Origin of the sequence: Pseudomonas sp. EL_65y_Pfl2_R96 (assembly GCF_963970905.1) — a bacterium.
Taxonomy (GTDB): domain Bacteria; phylum Pseudomonadota; class Gammaproteobacteria; order Pseudomonadales; family Pseudomonadaceae; genus Aquipseudomonas.
In genome coordinates, this window is the sequence record NZ_CAXAQH010000020.1 from 32850 (window position 1) to 49490 (window position 16641).

Genomic DNA, 16641 nt, shown 5'->3' on the forward strand with positions numbered 1-16641 from the left:
ATCCGAAACGAAAACAGTGATGAAGGCATGGGCCAATGCTAGCCCGTAAATGAACGCAAATCTCGACACCGGCAGAGATCAAATGTGGGATCGGGGCCAGCCTCTAAATGGCGAAGCATGCACTATCCCTGTGCACAACGGCAGTCCTGATTACTTCAAGCTGCCGGAGAGGAATTGTTGCAAACGTTCGGATTGCGGGTTCACCAGCACTTCACGCGGGTTGCCGCTTTCTTCGACGACGCCTTTGTGCAGAAAAACCAGTTGGTTCGACACTTCACGGGCAAAGCCCATTTCGTGCGTTACCACCACCATGGTCCGGCCTTCCTGCGCCAGGGCCTGCATGACTTTCAGCACGTCACCGACCAACTCCGGATCGAGGGCCGAGGTCGGTTCGTCGAACAGCATCACCTCAGGCTCCATCGCCAGCGCACGGGCAATCGCCACACGCTGTTGCTCGCCACCGGACATGTGTCCAGGGTAGGCGTCTTTACGATGAGCAACACCGACCTTGTTCAGGTAGTGCTCGGCCTTCTCGCGGGCTTCGGCCTTGGACATGCCGAGCACGTGGACCGGCGCTTCCATGATGTTTTCCAGCGCAGTCATGTGCGACCACAGGTTGAAATGCTGGAACACCATCGACAGGCGCGAACGCATGCGTTGCAGCTGCTTCGGGTCGGCGGCCTTGAGCGCGCCATCCTTGTTGGCAACCAGTTTCAGCTCTTCGTTGTTGAGCAGAATCTTGCCCGCGTGCGGCTGCTCGAGCAGGTTGATGCAGCGCAGGAAGGTACTTTTGCCGGAGCCACTGGAGCCGATGATGCTGATCACATCGCCAGCCGCCGCCTTCAGGGACACGCCCTTGAGCACTTCGTGACTGCCATAGCGTTTATGCAGGTCTTGGACTTCAAGTTTGTACATGCGGTCGGTTCTCACAAAAACAGTCAGTCAGTCGTTGAGCAAGCGCCCGTGACGCAGCGCTTCGCGCCCCGCCACCTTGGCCAGCCAGAAACCGGGTTGGGCATAACGCAGCCGTTCAATGGCAAACAGCACCCCGGACGTACCAGCACACACCGTGCTGACCCGATCCGATAACGGATCGATCACTTCAAAAATTTCGTCGCCGGTTTCGATCCATTCACCGGGTTTACGCAGAAAACTCACCACACCAGGATGCGGCGCGAACAGCAATTCGGTGCCTTCGAACGGCATGCCTTCGCAAGCCTCTTGCACAGGCTTTGGCCATTCGCCGCCGATCAAACCCTGCTCGGCAAGGAACGCCAGAATGCCTTCGGCGTGAGCCACCGCCTCTGGGCGACCGGTATCCGACTGACCACCCAATTCAATGGTAGTCGCCAGGCATGCCAATGGAATCTGGGCATCCGGGAACAGCCGCGACAGACGCAGCCATGGCAGCGAACACGCTTCGTCAAAGGAGCTGCCGCCGGAATCTTCCGCCAGCAGCCCGACCTTGACGTTCAAGTGGGCGGCTAACGAACGCCAATGCGGCCAGTGTTGCGGCAAGGCATACATGTGCAGCGCCGCTTCGCAATCGCAGTGCAAATCCAGCACCACATCGGCGGTGCAGGCATGGCTGAGCAAGATGCGCTGCATGCCTTGCAACTGACTGCTCGCCTCTGGCAAAGCCGCCAGGTGATCGCTCATAGCCTGACGGATGAGTCGAATATTGGCATGCGGATCATCACCCAGATGCCCATCGAGTTCGGCGGCCACGGGCTCGCTCAACTCGACGAAATCCCGGTTGAAGTTCTTGCCGCTGCCGGCCTCGAAACGACCCTGATGGTTCCCTTGAAGCAGTTGGCCGAGGCCCAGTGGATTGGCTACTGGCACCAATTCGATCACACCGTTCAGCAAGCCTTGGGCTTCGAGTTCGGTCAGGCGCTTTTTCAGCTCCCAGGCCGTGCGCATCCCCGGCAGTTCATCGGCGTGCAGGCTGGCCTGAATGTAGGCCTTGCGCTCGCCAGCACCGAAGCGGAACACCGAAATCCGGCGTTCGCTGCCCAGGTGGCTCCACGGCAATACATGATCGATGCGTTCCATGTCAGTGCTTCCGCGGGGCCAGATAGCCCAGCCAACGGTGTTCGGCCATTTTGAACAGGCGCACCAGAATGAACGTCAGGCACAGGTAGAACACGCCGGCGGTGATGTAGGCCTCGAACGGCAAGTAGAACTGAGCGTTGACCGTGCGCGCGGCACCGGTGATGTCGATCAGGGTCACGATGGACGCCAGGCTGGTGGTCTGCAGCATCATGATCACTTCGTTGCTGTACTGCGGCAGTGCCCGGCGCAGGGCCGATGGCAGCAGGATCCGCTTATACATCTTGATCCGTGACATGCCCATGGCCTTGGCTGCTTCGATCTCGCCGTTCGGCGTGGCGCGCAGGCTGCCGGCGATGATTTCGGCGGTGTAGGCGCTGGTGTTGATCGCGAAGGCTAGGCACGCACAGAACGTGGCGCTGGACAGCCACGGCCAGAGGAAGCTCTCCCGCACAGCTTCGAATTGCGCCAGACCGTAGTAGATCAAAAACAGCTGCACCAGCATCGGCGTGCCGCGGATCACGTAGGTGAACAGCCAGGCACTCATGTTGACGATCGGCTGCTTGGAGACGCGCATCAGCCCCAGCGGCAACGCCGCCAGCAGACCGAAAAACAGCGACAGTGCGAGCAGTTTGAGGGTGGTCACCAGGCCGCCGAAGTACAGCGGCAAGGCCTCCCAAATGACGTTGTAGTCGAAGATCATAGATCAGCCGCCCTTACGCCTACCGAGTAGCGCTTCTCAAGGTGACGCAATGCCAGCAACGAGACACTGGTGATCACCAGGTACATCGCCGCCACTGCGAGGAAGAAGGTGAAAGGCTCGCGGGTAGCGTCTGCCGCCTGCTTGGCCTTGAACATCATGTCTTGCAGACCGACCACCGAAATCAGCGCGGTCGCCTTGGTCAATACCAGCCAGTTGTTGGTGAAGCCCGGAATCGCCAGGCGAATCATCTGCGGCACCAACACCCGGAAAAACACCTGGAAACTGCTCATGCCGTACGCCATGCCGGCTTCTGCCTGGCCTTTGGGAATCGCCATGAACGCACCACGAAAGGTTTCGGACAGGTACGCACCGAAGATGAAGCCCAGGGTGCCGATACCGGCGGCCAGCGGGTTCAGGTCGATGTAGTCGTCATAACCGAGCATCGGCGCGACGCGGTTGAGCAGGTCCTGGCCGCCGTAGAAAATCAGCAGGATCAGCACCAGATCGGGAATACCGCGGATCACCGTGGAATACAGATCGCCCAGCCAGGCCAGCCAGCGCACCGGCGACAGACGTAGCGCAACGCCGATCAGCCCCAGAACGATGGCCAGGGCCATGGACGACAAGGCGAGCTGAAGCGTCAGCCATGCGCCATCGAGGATGACAGCCCCGTAGCCTTTCAACATGATTCAGGTCCTCGAAAGTTGGGATGAAAAAATGGCGCAAACCTCAGAGATCCTGTTGCTTGCGCCATTTCGGACTTGTTGCGGGGACGGTTACTTGCCGTAGATATCGAAGGCGAAGTACTTGTCCTGGATTTGCTTGTACTTGCCGTTCGCGCGAATGGCAGTGATCGCGGTGTTGATCTTGTCTTTCAAGGCGTCGCCTTTGCGTACGGCGATACCGATGCCGTCGCCGAAGTACTTCTCGTCGGTGAACGCCGGGCCAACGAAGGCGAAGCCTTTGCCGGCGTCGGTTTTCAGGAAGCCGTCATCCAGCAGGGTCGCGTCTGCCACGGTGCCGTCGAGGCGACCGGCGGCCACGTCGAGGTAGATTTCGTTCTGCGAACCGTAAGGCTTGATCTCGGCACCCAGTGGGGCCAGGACTTCGCGGGCGAAGCGCTCGTGGATCGAACCACGTTGCACGCCGATGTTCTTGCCCTTCAGCTCAGCCAGGCTTTCGCTGACCTGAGTGCCGGCCTTCATGACCAGCCGCGCCGGGGTGTTGTAGTACTTGTTGGTGAAGTCCACGGACTTCTTGCGGTCTTCTGTGATCGACATGGACGACAGAATCGCGTCGATCTTGCGCACCTTGAGTGCCGGGATCAGGCCGTCGAACTCTTGCTCGACCCACTGGCACTTGACCTTCATCTCTTCACACAGGGCATTGCCGATGTCGTAGTCGAAACCCACGATGCTGCCATCCGGCGCTTTGGAGGCGAACGGAGGGTAAGCCGCCTCGATACCGATTTTCAGAGGTTTTTCATCGGCGAATGTCGGCAGGGACAGCACGGACAGTGCCAGGGCGCCAAGCAGCACGAGTTTCTTCATCTTGGGACTCCATCGGTAAAGGGCAAAAACGGCAGAGTGAGCGACAGCCCAATATGCGAATGGGTTAAACAGAAAGCGGTGCTGCGTCCTGGGATGACTGCGATGGATTTCAACGCAGACAACGACGAGCGAGTGATCGGCATTCTAACGACAGGCCCGAAGCCGATATTTCTTCAATGCGACAACAAATTACAGATGCACCGAAAAAGCCGCTTGAGCGCGTTGACAGTCTTGCAATTTCATGCAAGAGCAAAAGATTTTGAACCGATCTATATTGCAAATTGCGGGCCCATTATTGGCAAACCCTTCTAATCCAGCAAGCGCAGCGTGGTGTCTTATTTTTCAGGCAGGGTTGAGAGGCCCTGAAACAGGGCTTAGCGTTTCTCAATGCCTCGTTGTCGGGCGCGCGGTTACACATTCAGTTACTTGAAGGGTGATGGGTAACATTGGGAAAGCGCCGACGGGGGAAGCCGATAATTATTGGTAGTTGTTTATGTGTTGCCTGTCAGATCGCCTTCGCGAGCAGGCTCGCTCCCACAGGGGAACGCATTCCAAATGTGGGAGCGAGCCTGCTCGCGATGAGGCCAGAACGGCCAACACAAAAACCCAAAGCATAAAAAACCCCACCAGGCTCAACACCTGGTGGGGCTTCGATGACTCAGGAATCGGCGCTTACGCGACGTTCATGGTCTTGTGCGTATCAATCAAATGCTGCACCACACCCGGATCCGCCAGGGTCGAAATATCCCCCAACCCGTCGTATTCCGCCGTGGCAATCTTGCGCAGAATGCGGCGCATGATTTTGCCCGAACGGGTTTTCGGCAGGCCCGGCGCCCACTGGATGACATCCGGCGAGGCAATCGGGCCGATCTCTTTACGCACCCAGTTCTTCAGCTCCAGGCGCAGTTGCTCGCTCGGCTCTTCGCCAGCGATCAACGTGACGTAGACATAAATGCCCTGCCCTTTAATGTCGTGCGGCACACCCACCACCGCCGCCTCAGCGACTTTCGGGTGAGCGACCATCGCGCTTTCGATCTCGGCGGTGCCCATGCGATGCCCGGAAACGTTGAGCACGTCATCCACGCGACCGGTGATCCAGTAGTAACCGTCTGCGTCACGACGCGCACCGTCACCGGTGAAATACATGCCACGGAAGGTCTTGAAGTAGGTGTCGACGAAGCGGTCATGGTCGCCATACAGCGTGCGCGCCTGGCCTGGCCACGAATCGAGAATCACCAGGTTGCCCTCGGCAACGCCTTCGATGATGTTGCCCAGGTTGTCCACCAGCGCCGGCACCACGCCGAAAAACGGCCGTGCCGCAGAGCCAGGCTTCAGACCATGAGCACCCGGCAGCGGGCTCATCATGTTGCCGCCTGTTTCGGTCTGCCACCAGGTATCCACGATCGGGCAACGGGATTGGCCGACATTCTTGTAGTACCAGTCCCACGCTTCCGGGTTAATCGGCTCACCGACTGAGCCCAACAGACGCAGGCTGCTGCCATCGGCGCCTTCGACAGCGGCGGTGCCCGACGCCATCATCGCGCGGATCGCGGTCGGCGCGGTGTAGAGGATGTTGACCTTGTGCTTGTCGACGATCTTCGCCACCCGGGTGATGTCCGGGTAGTTCGGCACGCCTTCGAACAGCAACGTGGTCGCGCCATTGGCCAGCGGGCCGTAGACGATGTAGGTGTGGCCGGTGACCCAACCGACGTCGGCGGTGCACCAGTAGATCTCGCCCGGGCGGTAGTCGAACACGCGCTCGTGGGTCATCGCCGCATACAGCAAGTAACCGCCGGTGGTGTGCTGCACACCCTTCGGCTTGCCGGTGGAGCCGGAGGTATAAAGGATGAACAGCGCTTCTTCGGCGCCCATTTCTTTCGGCGCGCACACACTGCCCGCCACTTTCATCAGGTCTTCGTACCAGATGTCGCGATGCTGGTTCCACTTGATGTTGCCACCGGTGCGCTTGCACACGATGACTTTCTGAATGCTGCTGGTTTCCGGGTTGGTCAGCGCGTCGTCGACGTTGGACTTGAGCGGGATCTTCTTGCCGGCACGAACACCTTCGTCGGCGGTGATCACCACTTTGGATTTGCAGTCGATGATGCGGCCAGCCAAAGCTTCCGGCGAGAAACCACCGAACACCACCGAGTGAATCGCGCCGATCCGGGTGCAGGCCAGCATGGCGACCACGGCTTCGGGGATCATCGGCATATAGATCGTCACCACGTCGCCGCGATGCACATCCTGGCCGCGCAAGGCGTTGGCGAACTTGCAGACTTCTTCATGCAACTCGCGGTAGGTGATGTTGCGGCTTTCGGCGGGGTCATCCCCTTCCCAAATGATCGCGATTTGATCGCCGCGCTCGGCCAGATGACGGTCGAGGCAGTTGTAGGAAACGTTCAGCGTGCCGTCGGCGAACCACTTGATGTCGACATGGTGATCGTCGAAGGACGTCTGCTTCACCGTGGTGAAAGGCTTGATCCAGTCGAGTCGCTTGGCTTGTTCACGCCAGAAGCCGTCCGGGTTGACGACCGACTGCTGGTACATGGCCTTGTAAGTGGCCTCGTCAGTCAGCGTATTGGCTGCTACCTCGGGACGAACGGGATACAAAGAAGCCGCACTCATCTTTCTTACCTCGGTGGAATAGTTGTTTTTGTATGGCCCAGTTGTAGCCGGGCGGCGCCTATAGAACCATTCGACGATGGTAGTAACAAGCCCCTACAGAATGTAGCTATATCGCGACAAGGCGCTCAAACCCGGCTATTCCGGGCCCCCGTAGGCGCTAGCGAAGCCTGCGATCTTTTGATCTTTACGGAGGATTGTTACCAAATCTGCCAAAAGTGTTTATCAAAAGCACGGCTATATGCACGCCATCCCCAGGCCTAAAATCGGTCTCGCCAGCAAGGCAACGTGATTAACCCAGTTGCAGCCCCCACGAAGGCCGTTAATCCAAGACTCTTTATTAAAGCTCCACACGCAATCCCAAAAAGATTGCGTGACCCCATTCGACCTCAGAAAGGTAAATTTGAAATGAAAGCTTTGTTAGTTCTGGCCCTCAGCAGTCTGTGCGCAACCGCCATGGCGGACGAGGTCCCGACTGATGTCGCACAGCAACAACCCGTCGTCGAGGAATACACCTACTCCACCCACCTGGACATCGCCAAAGTGATCTCGATGAGCGAAATCCCGAATGTCTGCGAAGTGGTTCCGGCCAAAATGGAATACGACGACTCCAAAGGCCAGCGGCACATTCTGCGCTACAGCGTCATGGGTAACGGCTGCTCCAACGGCTGATCCGCCCCCACTTTTATCTCCCGAGGCTCGACCCATCCTTTTTTAAGACCGATGAAGCGCCGAGCCTTGTATCGATAAAACCGATTGCTTTAAGCACTTATTTGCGATTTTTAATCAAATTATCTGGCGTAGTATGAATTCCACACCCAAGGCACACCACGCCAACGAACCTGGAGCCACTACCATGAAAACTAAACTGATCCTCGCCCTGACCCTTTCCGTCCTGGCCGCCAACACCTTTGCCGCCGATGGCTACGACCGCACGGGCTCGGCTGCTTTCAACGACGCGGCTGTCGCTTCTGACGGTTACGACCACACCGGTTCTGCCTCTTTCGCGGCTGACGGTTTCGATCGTACCGGCGCTGCCAAAGTCGCTGCTGACGGCTCCGATCACACCGGCGCCGCCAAGGTTGCTGCCGATGGTTCCGACCGCGTGGGGGCCGCTCGTTTCAGCTGAACACCCAGCGCGACCTCACAGCCCGACTTCGGTCGGGCTTAGTTGTGTCTGGAGTGGTTAAAAATCGACCAAAACCACAACATGTAGTGAAAAACATGGTTTTTTGGTTGTTTTTTGAGCAACGTTTTTCAAGACCCTTTGCAGCTCAGAATGGCACACAATCTCGTCCACAAAACCCCGTCTATTGCCCTGCAAGCCCCGCCCCACCTGGCTTGCGCCGCAACAGCTGCCCGTAACGGCGCGAACACCCCGGCCTCACCGTCAAAAACCAGCCAAAACAGGCGAAAAAAAAACTTCCTCCGCCAAAGCCCTGTAAACCCTCGCTCCAACCAGAAAACGCCCCTCGCCAACCGCTCCAGGTGCCATTTCGCCGCACCACGGGGCTGAAAATTTCCTTATAATGCGCACTTAAACGGGCCTGCAATATTCCCTTACAGGGGTGAAAAGCCAGTCTGAAGCCCACGCAGAGCGGCTCACGTTCTCTGCGCCCATCAGTGGCTTCGGAACACCCGTACAAAATTCTGTTTATTGCCTGCGTTGTACTGCTGCAACAAACGATTTCCTTTAGATCCAACGCGGCCAGAAAAGGCTGTGTGAAAAACCAACCTATCAGTTTTCACACGGGCAATCTGGCCCTCACGCAGGAGACGACACGTCATGCTGAGCTGGGACGAATTCGACAAAGAAGATGACGGCGAAGTCGCTGTAAAAGGCGCCAATGCCGGCCACGCTTCTGAAGCCAACATGGACCGCCTCGACAGCGCCGGTGGTGCCGCCGCTCAAGAGGCCCGCGCCGTGACCGCGACGGACTCCGCCGCGATCGCCCGCGCCAAGGCTGCCCTGGATTCCCTCGACGTCGCCGAAGGCCTCGCCGAACTGGAAGGCGCCTCTGCCCGTGTAGCTGTCGATGAAAAGCGCATGATCAACTGCCGCGCCGACCTCAACCAGCTCGTGCCATTCAAATACGACTGGGCCTGGCAGAAGTACCTGGACGGTTGCGCAAACCACTGGATGCCGCAAGAAGTCAACATGACCGCCGACATCGCCCTCTGGAAAGACCCGGAAGGCCTGACCGACGACGAGCGCCGCATCGTGATGCGCAACCTCGGCTTCTTCTCCACCGCCGACTCCCTGGTTGCCAACAACCTGGTCCTGGCCGTGTACCGCCTGATCACCAACCCGGAATGCCGCCAGTACATCCTGCGCCAAGCCTTCGAAGAGGCGATCCACACCCACGCCTACCAGTACTGCATCGAATCGTTGGCCATGGATGAAGGCGAAATCTTCAACATGTACCACGAGATCCCATCGGTCGCGAAAAAAGCCACCTGGGGCCTGAAATACACCCGTTCGATCTCCGATCCGAAGTTCGAAACCGGCACCGTCGAAACCGACAAGGAACTGCTGCGCAACCTGATCGCCTACTACTGCGTTCTGGAAGGCATCTTCTTCTACTGCGGCTTCACCCAAATCCTCTCCATGGGCCGCCGCAACAAAATGACCGGCGTCGCCGAGCAGTTCCAGTACATCCTGCGCGACGAATCCATGCACCTGAACTTCGGCATCGACGTGATCAACCAGATCAAAATCGAAAACCCGCATTTGTGGGATGCTGAGATGAAGGAAGAAGCGAGCCAGATGATTCTGCAGGGGACTCAGCTGGAGATTGAATACGCTCGGGATACCATGCCACGCGGCGTACTCGGCATGAATGCGGCGATGATGGAGGATTACCTGAAGTTCATCGCTAACCGTCGTTTGTCGCAGATTGGTTTGAAGGAAGAGTATCCAGGGACGACTAACCCGTTCCCTTGGATGAGCGAGATTATGGACTTGAAGAAAGAGAAGAATTTCTTTGAGACTCGGGTTATTGAGTATCAGACGGGTGGGGCGTTGAGCTGGGATTGATTCCCGAGCTCGCCGTGATTTGACGATGTAAATCGAAAAATCGAATTGCAAGAGGCCCCGATCTGATCGGGGCCTTTTTATTGGGTAAGAAAATTCTCACTAATTTCGACCTTCGCTACTAAAACTCCTACAACAATTCCAGCACCGTCCGCATTGATGTCGTTTCAGAGCATCTCTAAGCTCTATAGCAGGTGCCTAAGAAACGCCCAACGTAGAAGCTAACTTCCTTTCCACAGTACGCGCGCTGATATCAGCGATATACGCGCAATCCTGTGAGTGGGAGAAAGAGCCTGTTGGGATTTCTTAGATCCTCTACGTCGGGTTCCGGCCCTCTTCCACTCATACGTAGAGGTAATGGATATGCCAGCAGAAACTCCACACCGATCGGTCATGCGTGATCCCTTTAGGCCGACGCTCTTCACCCGCCACAACCTTCACCTCCATGCCCTTCTTCTTGAAAATCAACCATGGTTCTGCGCCCGCGATGTTGGCCGTTTGATGGGTGTCCATCTGAGTAATCGTATGGTCAGCAAACTGGATAAAGATCAGCGTCGCGTTTTGTGGATTGAGTATTTCCGACAACCAGAAAAACAGCTAATGCTCAGCGAGTCCGGCGTGTATGCGCTTTTGGTGTATCACTATGTTCCAGGGAATCGGTTGCTGCGAGAGTGGTTGACCCATCAGGTGGTGCCGGCCTTGCGCGATGCGGAGCAATCTGAAAATTCGGATCGGCCGATGTTGAGCTTGTTGGATTGGCCGGAAATGTCGTTGAGTCTGCTGCATTGGCAGAATGAAGGTTGGATTCGGTTACGGGACATGCCTTACCTGTTAAACGATCAGACGCAAAGTCGGGTGAATGTGTCGAAACCATGGTGGCGGAGGGTCGCTCAGGTGTTTCAGTCGTAGAAGCATTCGATGGGCTAGGCGCCGTGTTTTTTAGGAATGCCTGCGAAATCCGTAGCTATTCTTAGCAATTCGTAGACAGCTTTGATGACCAATAAATATTGCCCGAGGTTTTTTTCAACCCTCGGGCAATTGTATCGATATCCCAAATTGGAGTGATCAGGAGTCGGACTCTTCAGTCGTCCGATAAATAAATCACCTCAAATTCCCCTGCAACCCTCCTCTTACACCACACAACTACCTTAGGTTAACTCGTCGAAAACCCAACGCCCACTGAGAATGCCTTTCAGTTGTTCAACGCTCAGCAGCTGGTTGGGCTTCTTATGAACAACCGCGTGGCAATTTGCGCAGAGTGTAATCATGTCGGTCGCTGGATCGACCACCTGGTCTTCTTCATATTCAGAAATGGGTTTCACGTGGTGTACGTGGATAAAGCCTTTCGCGTGCTCGCCGTAAGCCTTCTCAAAATCAAATTCACAGGCGTTACATCGAAGTCCATGAATTTCGATTGCTTGCAGCCTAAGCTTTGGGTTGCGCTCATATCTGACGCCGTAATAGGCGACTTTTTTCCCTTCAGTGCCGGTAACTCTAGTCTCAAACTCCTGCGCGCCATCGATTGGGCTAGAACCGTCGTCCAGTTGCACCTTCAGCACCGCGTGAGAGCAAATTCTGTCAAATACGGCTTGATCAATTTCCCGAGCACTTCTGCGCCAATAATTGTCTTTTAGCCTTTGAGGAATTGGCTCAAGGTATTCCCCATCAATTTTGTTCGGGACTGCAAACTCAAAAGGCTTGAAATCCTCAATATCAGCAAACAGATCACCCTTTGTGCTGTCCTTGTCCGCATATATCTTCCCTACTCGAGCAACACCAAAATAGTGTGGGCTCGCACTCAGGCGCTGATCCGAAAAAGCCTTATTTTTCATTTTCCCTTTGTAGTAAAGCACCTCCATTCCTTCGGAGAGCACTGGTCTGTACTGCTTCGGGAAGTGATACCGGGCCCCGGTTTTATCGGACCACTTCGATACATCATTTTCGGCAATGACAGCTGGCATCCATTCATCCTCATAACAGAAGATGAAGCCTACCAAACAACAAGAAAATTCCTACAGGCTTCGTGAAAAACTCCCACATTTCGATCAGCAAAGGAAAAGTTTCGCTCTAGCAGCTCAATCAAAACCCGCAGAAACATCTCCTTTCTTACAGATGCCGTAGATAGCAAAATCGTAACTGCACCTCATCGTGAGCGAGGCCAAACGTGCCACACGCATACCCAAAGATTGAAGATATTGACGAATTAAGAGGTGCGCTATCACGCCCCTCCCGCTATTAATACCCTTCCCCACTCAAGGACCCGAGCCCGCCATGAAATTCGACCTCGCCTACTGCCTCAGCCTCGACGAAAAGCTGTCGATCTATGACGTGCGCGATTTGAATTTCGACGAGACGATGAACTTCGATTCCGCCAAGGAGCACTTCCAGTGCCCCAACGATGCCTGCCGTTTGGCGTTCGATGCCGCCAACGTGTTGGGAACGTTCAACGCCAAGAATGTGAATTACGTGCGCACGCCGCACTTCAAGAACATCCCCAGCACCCGGCATGTCGAGGGTTGTCCTTATGTCAGCCTGAAGACGCCGGCGTCGGGCCTGGAGGCGGACGGGGCGGAATCGGATGACAGTCGGGAGGAGCATTTCCCGTCGGAGTTGTTGCTGACTCGACGTGAGTATGTGCGCAAGCCGTCCAACCCGGCGGTGGCGGCGGATGTCATGCGGGATGACCCAACACCCACTTCAGCGGCCAGTAACGTCGAGCATCCGAGCTGGGAGTCGGCGCCGGACAAGACCAGTGTCTTCGCCCATCCGGTGGAGTGTTTTGTGTCGAACTTCGAGGACAAGGATCTGCTCAAGCGTATGCCGCTGAAGATTGGCGAGCACACGGCGCCTTATGGATCGTTCTTCAAGAAGATCGAATACCTGCAGGACAACAAGGGGCTGATTTACTGGGGCAAGATCAAGGAGATCAAGGATTACACGCAGAGCTTTCGCATCGATTTCGAACAAAAGGTCTGGGTCAAGCAACCGGACGAGGCGAAGAAGAAGCCTTATTCGGTGAACGTTTACTTGAGCAAGAAGTTGATCGACAACTACCGCAAGCGCAAAGCGTTTCTGGAAGAGATCAAGCACGCCGTCGACAGTGACGCGCAGTTGTATTGCTTCTTTTATGGCGTGACGCCGGAGTTGAAGCAGGTGCCGAGCAAGAAAAACCCCGAGCAGACGTTCGGCGTGTTCAGTGCCAATATCGAGAACCTGGACCACTTCATCATTCGTGAAGCGCCGGGGTTGGCGAGTAAATAGTCATTCGCTCACCCTGCCGGACGTCGCCCTTAGTAAGACCTCGTTTGTTAGGTGGCCTTTGTAAGCTTGTGACATGATGCCGCTAGTATTTTCCCTGATGAGTGGCTTATCTGTGTCAGTGATTCCCCTACTGGTCTGTGACGACTCCAGCATGGCTCGTAAGCAAGTATTACGGGCACTGCCGGCGGATTGGCCGGTGTCGGTCACCGAGGCCGGTAATGGTCATCAGGCAATGGAGGCCATACGCCGGGGGTTGGGGCAGGTGGTGCTGCTCGACCTGACCATGCCGAAGATGGATGGTTATCAGGTGTTGAGCGCCTTGCGCGCCGAAGGATTGAAGGCGCACGTCATCGTGATCTCCGGTGACGTTCAGGAAGAAGCGGTGCGTCGCGTGCGTGAGCTGGGTGCGCTGGCGTTCCTGAAAAAGCCTTTCGACGAACACGAGCTGCGCCAGACACTCCGTCAGCTAGGGCTACTGATGGAGCCCGACCAGGCGTTGCTGGGGAGTCGTCCGGCGGCGAATACCGTCATCAGTTTTCACGATGTGTTCCGTGAAACGGTCAACGTTGCCATCGGCCGGGCGGCCGCCCTGATCGCCAAGGTGTTGGGCGTCTTTGTGCAGTTGCCGGTACCGAACGTGAACATCCTCGAAGTCGGCGAGTTGCACATGGCGCTGACCGATGCCAGCAGTTGCAAGCAACTCACGGCCATCTGCCAGGGTTTTATCGGCAGTGGCATTGCCGGCGAAGCCCTGCTGATGTTTCACGACTCGGAAATCGCTGACATCGCGCAATTGATGCAACGCCAGAGCGCCGACTATTCAGACCTGGAAATGCTGCTGGACCTCTCCAGCGTTCTGATCGGTGCTTGCCTGAGCAGCATTGCCGAACAGATCGATGTGGCGTTTTCTCAAGGTCACCCGCAGGTCCTCGGCCAGCACGCGGCCATCGATGAGCTGATCCGGGTCAATCACAAGCGCTGGAAAAAGACCCTGGCGGTGGAAATCAGCTACAGCCTGGAAGGGCATGACATTCGTTTCGACCTATTGTTGCTGTTCACGGAAGACTCAATCGAGCGGTTGACCCACAAACTCGCCTACTTGATGAATTGAGCCATGAACGATCCTATCGATCTGAACGAGTTTCACTGGTTGCTGGCGATCGTCCAGAGCATCGACGTCGGTGTGGTGGTGCTCGACCGCGACTACTGCGTGCAGGTCTGGAACGCCTTCATGGAGAACCGCTCCGGGGTACAGCCCAAGGATGCTCACAATCAGTATTTCTTCAATCTGTTTCCCGAAATCGACCGCCAATGGTTCCGCCGCAAGGTGGAAAGCGTCGTGACCCTGGGCACGCCAGCGTTCACTGTCTGGGAGCAGCGCCCGTATGTGGTGCGGTTCAAGAACTACCAGCCGATCACCGGCCAGGAAGCGTTCATGTACCAGAACACCACGTTGTTCCCGCTGCGCTCCACCGACAGCAAAATCAACCATATCTGCCTGGTGATCTATGACGTCACCGACGTCGCCGCCAACCGGCATCAGCTCCAGGCCGCCAATGCGCAACTGCAACAACTCTCCAGTACTGATCGGCTGACGGGGCTGTACAACCGTGGTCATTGGGAAGAAAACCTGAAAGTCGCCTATGCCCGGCACCAGCGCTATGGCAATGCCATCAGCCTGGTGATGTTCGATATCGACCACTTCAAGCGGGTCAACGACACCTATGGTCACCAGGCGGGCGACAAGGTCATCGAGCAAGTCGCCAGGCTGGTCCGTGAGCATGTGCGCGACACCGATGTGGCCGGGCGTTATGGCGGTGAAGAGTTCGCTGTGGTGCTTTCAGATACCGACAAGAGCGGTGCACGGGATTTCGCCGAGCGTCTGCGTAAGGCAATCGAAGAACTGGAAGTGCTGCACAACGGCCAGAGCATCCGTTTCACCATCAGCCTGGGGGTGGCCGATCTGAGCCAGCCCTCGACCAACTACACCGACCTGATCACCTGGGCGGACCACGCGCTGTATGCGTCGAAGAAGGTCGGGCGCAATCGGGTGACGGTGTATGAGTAAATAAAGCAGCCCAACCCAACGGTAGCGGCGGACAAGAGCGTTGAAGCAGGTGCCGAGCATGAAAAACCCCGAACAGACGTTCGGGGTGTTCAGTGCCAATATCGAGAACCTGGATCACTTCATTATTCGGGAAGCGCCGGGGTTGGCGGATAAGTAATTCAGCGTCAGGGCAACTTCAATGCCACATGCCCAGCGTGTTGTTTGATCAGGTTGTACGGCAGGATGCTCCATTCCACGTTTCGGCACATGGCTTGGTTGTGGGCAAATGCAGGCAGCAACTTGATGCCTTTGTCGGTGAAATACCAGGAAGGGAAGATCCACGACTGCTCTTCACCGTAGACGCAATCATCATTTCGATCAGTCGAGCTGGTGACTTGCTCGGGATAGAGCGTACGCAATTGACCCACCAGCCACGGTGCCAATTCTTTGGTGCGGTATTCGGAATAGGCGAGATAAGCATCATAGGACGCCTTGTCGTCGAGCTCGCTTAGTTCGTAATGCTTCGGCTCGCCCCGTCCTATCCAAAGCACATCTTCCAGCGCCAGGGTCTTGCCGGTCTTGGTTTCGAGATTGAATGGCATGTCGCCCTCATCCGAATAGGACCCGCCACAGTTGGACTCGGCCCTGATGTTCACGCTGATCACCGAGGGTGACATCCACAACGGATCGGCCGTTTGGCTATAGGTGTTCATGCCGACCTGGGTGAGGCAATCATGGAAGATGACGACTTGCTGCCACAAACGCCCCATCAACTGCTGATTGATGCGTTGCTGCTCTTCGGCGGTGTAACCCGAGACCACTTCAAACATCGACATCCTGGATTGCGGCTCGCTCCACCATTGCAGTGTGTAGCCCATGAAGGTTTCGGTCTTGCCTTGTTTGAGTTTCATACCTTGCAGGCGCAAGTACTCATAAGGCGTCACGTCATGAAGCATAGCGAGATAAGGCAAAGTACCAGCAGGAACCGGTGGTAGTTTTGCTTGCAGTAATTCTATCTTCAGGGCTTTGCCTTGGGGGCTGGTCCATTCCCCAGACAAGCCATTGGGCGTGGGCCGAAGACGAATTTTCGGGCGCGGCGTGTCCTCATGATCGCTATCGTTACCCTCATCGACTACCAGCGTCTCGCCGTCCTTACTGCCACTGAACATTAAGTCCTTGCGGTATTTTTGGTAGAAGTAACGCCCACTCACGCCATCAGGGTTATGGGTGTTCATCTCCAACACTATCGGCGATTGGCCTAACGTTCCGATGTAAACCTGCTTGCCACCGTCAGCCCCCAGCGCAGTAGAAAAGGTTGAGCACACCAGCACAACAATGCCGATCAAACGCCACAGCCCCTTGAACATCA

16 protein-coding genes are annotated in these 16641 nt (G+C 56.3%); 8 read left to right on the plus strand and 8 right to left on the minus strand.

All coding sequences use genetic code 11. The annotated features are described in order from the left end of the window. Positions 1-150: 150 nt before the first annotated feature. The 5 genes from AACY49_RS19535 to AACY49_RS19555 all read right to left on the minus strand — a co-directional run bounded on the left by AACY49_RS19535 (position 151) and on the right by AACY49_RS19555 (position 4305). The gene (locus AACY49_RS19535) at positions 151-915 is read right to left on the minus strand and encodes an ABC transporter ATP-binding protein (RefSeq protein ID WP_046042317.1); all 765 of its coding nucleotides are present in this window, start codon (positions 913-915) and stop codon (positions 151-153) included. Between the two features lie 27 nt (positions 916-942). Then, on the minus strand, positions 943-2055 hold the full coding sequence (locus tag AACY49_RS19540; protein ID WP_339525818.1) for a succinylglutamate desuccinylase/aspartoacylase family protein: 1113 nt from the start codon (positions 2053-2055) through the stop codon (positions 943-945). A gap of 1 nt (position 2056) precedes the next feature. Beyond that, a complete protein-coding gene (locus AACY49_RS19545; RefSeq protein WP_258699492.1) occupies positions 2057-2755 on the minus strand; it encodes an ABC transporter permease in 699 nt (232 codons plus the stop codon). Next, positions 2752-3441, minus strand: coding sequence for an ABC transporter permease (locus AACY49_RS19550; RefSeq protein ID WP_007951063.1), 690 nt, complete (start codon positions 3439-3441; stop codon positions 2752-2754). The genes AACY49_RS19545 and AACY49_RS19550 overlap by 4 nt, the downstream gene beginning before the upstream one ends. A 90-nt stretch (positions 3442-3531) precedes the next feature. Beyond that, positions 3532-4305 (minus strand): ABC transporter substrate-binding protein, encoded by a 774-nt coding sequence (locus AACY49_RS19555; RefSeq protein WP_320393598.1) that lies wholly within the window; start codon positions 4303-4305, stop codon positions 3532-3534. 36 nt (positions 4306-4341) lie between these two features. On the opposite strand from AACY49_RS19555, the gene AACY49_RS19560 reads away from it, so the two are divergent. Then, positions 4342-4617, plus strand: a complete 276-nt coding sequence (locus AACY49_RS19560; RefSeq protein ID WP_258699490.1) for a hypothetical protein — start codon at positions 4342-4344, stop codon at positions 4615-4617. A gap of 360 nt (positions 4618-4977) precedes the next feature. Here AACY49_RS19560 and acs read toward each other — a convergent pair whose 3' ends face one another. Further along, on the minus strand, positions 4978-6933 hold the full coding sequence (acs, locus tag AACY49_RS19565; RefSeq protein ID WP_258699489.1) for an acetate--CoA ligase: 1956 nt from the start codon (positions 6931-6933) through the stop codon (positions 4978-4980). A gap of 405 nt (positions 6934-7338) precedes the next feature. On the opposite strand from acs, the gene AACY49_RS19570 reads away from it, so the two are divergent. The 4 genes from AACY49_RS19570 to AACY49_RS19585 all read left to right on the plus strand — a co-directional run bounded on the left by AACY49_RS19570 (position 7339) and on the right by AACY49_RS19585 (position 10873). After that, the gene (locus AACY49_RS19570; RefSeq protein ID WP_339525822.1) at positions 7339-7602 is read left to right on the plus strand and encodes a DUF2790 domain-containing protein; all 264 of its coding nucleotides are present in this window, start codon (positions 7339-7341) and stop codon (positions 7600-7602) included. A 184-nt stretch (positions 7603-7786) separates the two neighbouring features. Next, entirely contained in the window at positions 7787-8059 is a 273-nt protein-coding gene (locus AACY49_RS19575; protein WP_258699487.1) for a hypothetical protein, read from the plus strand. A gap of 657 nt (positions 8060-8716) precedes the next feature. Beyond that, on the plus strand, positions 8717-9967 hold the full coding sequence (locus AACY49_RS19580) for a ribonucleotide-diphosphate reductase subunit beta (RefSeq protein WP_258616658.1): 1251 nt from the start codon (positions 8717-8719) through the stop codon (positions 9965-9967). Between the two features lie 390 nt (positions 9968-10357). Beyond that, positions 10358-10873, plus strand: a complete 516-nt coding sequence (locus tag AACY49_RS19585; RefSeq protein ID WP_339525827.1) for a BRO-N domain-containing protein — start codon at positions 10358-10360, stop codon at positions 10871-10873. A gap of 239 nt (positions 10874-11112) precedes the next feature. Here AACY49_RS19585 and AACY49_RS19590 read toward each other — a convergent pair whose 3' ends face one another. Then, entirely contained in the window at positions 11113-11925 is an 813-nt protein-coding gene (locus AACY49_RS19590; RefSeq protein ID WP_339525829.1) for an HNH endonuclease, read from the minus strand. 310 nt (positions 11926-12235) lie between these two features. Between AACY49_RS19590 and AACY49_RS19595 the strand changes: the two genes are divergently transcribed. The 3 genes from AACY49_RS19595 (at position 12236) to AACY49_RS19605 (ending at position 15293) form a co-directional block, all read left to right on the plus strand. Next, positions 12236-13225, plus strand: a complete 990-nt coding sequence (locus AACY49_RS19595) for a hypothetical protein (protein WP_339525831.1) — start codon at positions 12236-12238, stop codon at positions 13223-13225. Positions 13226-13322: 97 nt separating this feature from the next. Then, positions 13323-14336: a response regulator gene (locus tag AACY49_RS19600; RefSeq protein WP_339525833.1), complete on the plus strand. Its 1014-nt coding sequence runs from the start codon at positions 13323-13325 to the stop codon at positions 14334-14336. Between the two features lie 3 nt (positions 14337-14339). After that, a complete protein-coding gene (locus AACY49_RS19605; RefSeq protein ID WP_339525836.1) occupies positions 14340-15293 on the plus strand; it encodes a sensor domain-containing diguanylate cyclase in 954 nt (317 codons plus the stop codon). Positions 15294-15457: 164 nt separating this feature from the next. Here AACY49_RS19605 and AACY49_RS19610 read toward each other — a convergent pair whose 3' ends face one another. Continuing rightward, positions 15458-16639, minus strand: coding sequence for a hypothetical protein (locus AACY49_RS19610; RefSeq protein WP_339525838.1), 1182 nt, complete (start codon positions 16637-16639; stop codon positions 15458-15460). Positions 16640-16641 lie beyond the last annotated feature (2 nt).

Coding starts and splice junctions, on each gene's coding strand:
- AACY49_RS19535 (WP_046042317.1), bottom strand. CDS start 915: ATGTACAAACTTGAAGTCCAAGACCTGCATAAACGCTATGGCAGTCAC.
- AACY49_RS19540 (WP_339525818.1), bottom strand. CDS start 2,055: ATGGAACGCATCGATCATGTATTGCCGTGGAGCCACCTGGGCAGCGAA.
- AACY49_RS19545 (WP_258699492.1), bottom strand. CDS start 2,755: ATGATCTTCGACTACAACGTCATTTGGGAGGCCTTGCCGCTGTACTTC.
- AACY49_RS19550 (WP_007951063.1), bottom strand. CDS start 3,441: ATGTTGAAAGGCTACGGGGCTGTCATCCTCGATGGCGCATGGCTGACG.
- AACY49_RS19555 (WP_320393598.1), bottom strand. CDS start 4,305: ATGAAGAAACTCGTGCTGCTTGGCGCCCTGGCACTGTCCGTGCTGTCC.
- acs (WP_258699489.1), bottom strand. CDS start 6,933: ATGAGTGCGGCTTCTTTGTATCCCGTTCGTCCCGAGGTAGCAGCCAAT.
- AACY49_RS19570 (WP_339525822.1), top strand. CDS start 7,339: ATGAAAGCTTTGTTAGTTCTGGCCCTCAGCAGTCTGTGCGCAACCGCC.
- AACY49_RS19575 (WP_258699487.1), top strand. CDS start 7,787: ATGAAAACTAAACTGATCCTCGCCCTGACCCTTTCCGTCCTGGCCGCC.
- AACY49_RS19580 (WP_258616658.1), top strand. CDS start 8,717: ATGCTGAGCTGGGACGAATTCGACAAAGAAGATGACGGCGAAGTCGCT.
- AACY49_RS19585 (WP_339525827.1), top strand. CDS start 10,358: ATGCGTGATCCCTTTAGGCCGACGCTCTTCACCCGCCACAACCTTCAC.
- AACY49_RS19590 (WP_339525829.1), bottom strand. CDS start 11,925: ATGCCAGCTGTCATTGCCGAAAATGATGTATCGAAGTGGTCCGATAAA.
- AACY49_RS19595 (WP_339525831.1), top strand. CDS start 12,236: ATGAAATTCGACCTCGCCTACTGCCTCAGCCTCGACGAAAAGCTGTCG.
- AACY49_RS19600 (WP_339525833.1), top strand. CDS start 13,323: ATGAGTGGCTTATCTGTGTCAGTGATTCCCCTACTGGTCTGTGACGAC.
- AACY49_RS19605 (WP_339525836.1), top strand. CDS start 14,340: ATGAACGATCCTATCGATCTGAACGAGTTTCACTGGTTGCTGGCGATC.
- AACY49_RS19610 (WP_339525838.1), bottom strand. CDS start 16,639: ATGTTCAAGGGGCTGTGGCGTTTGATCGGCATTGTTGTGCTGGTGTGC.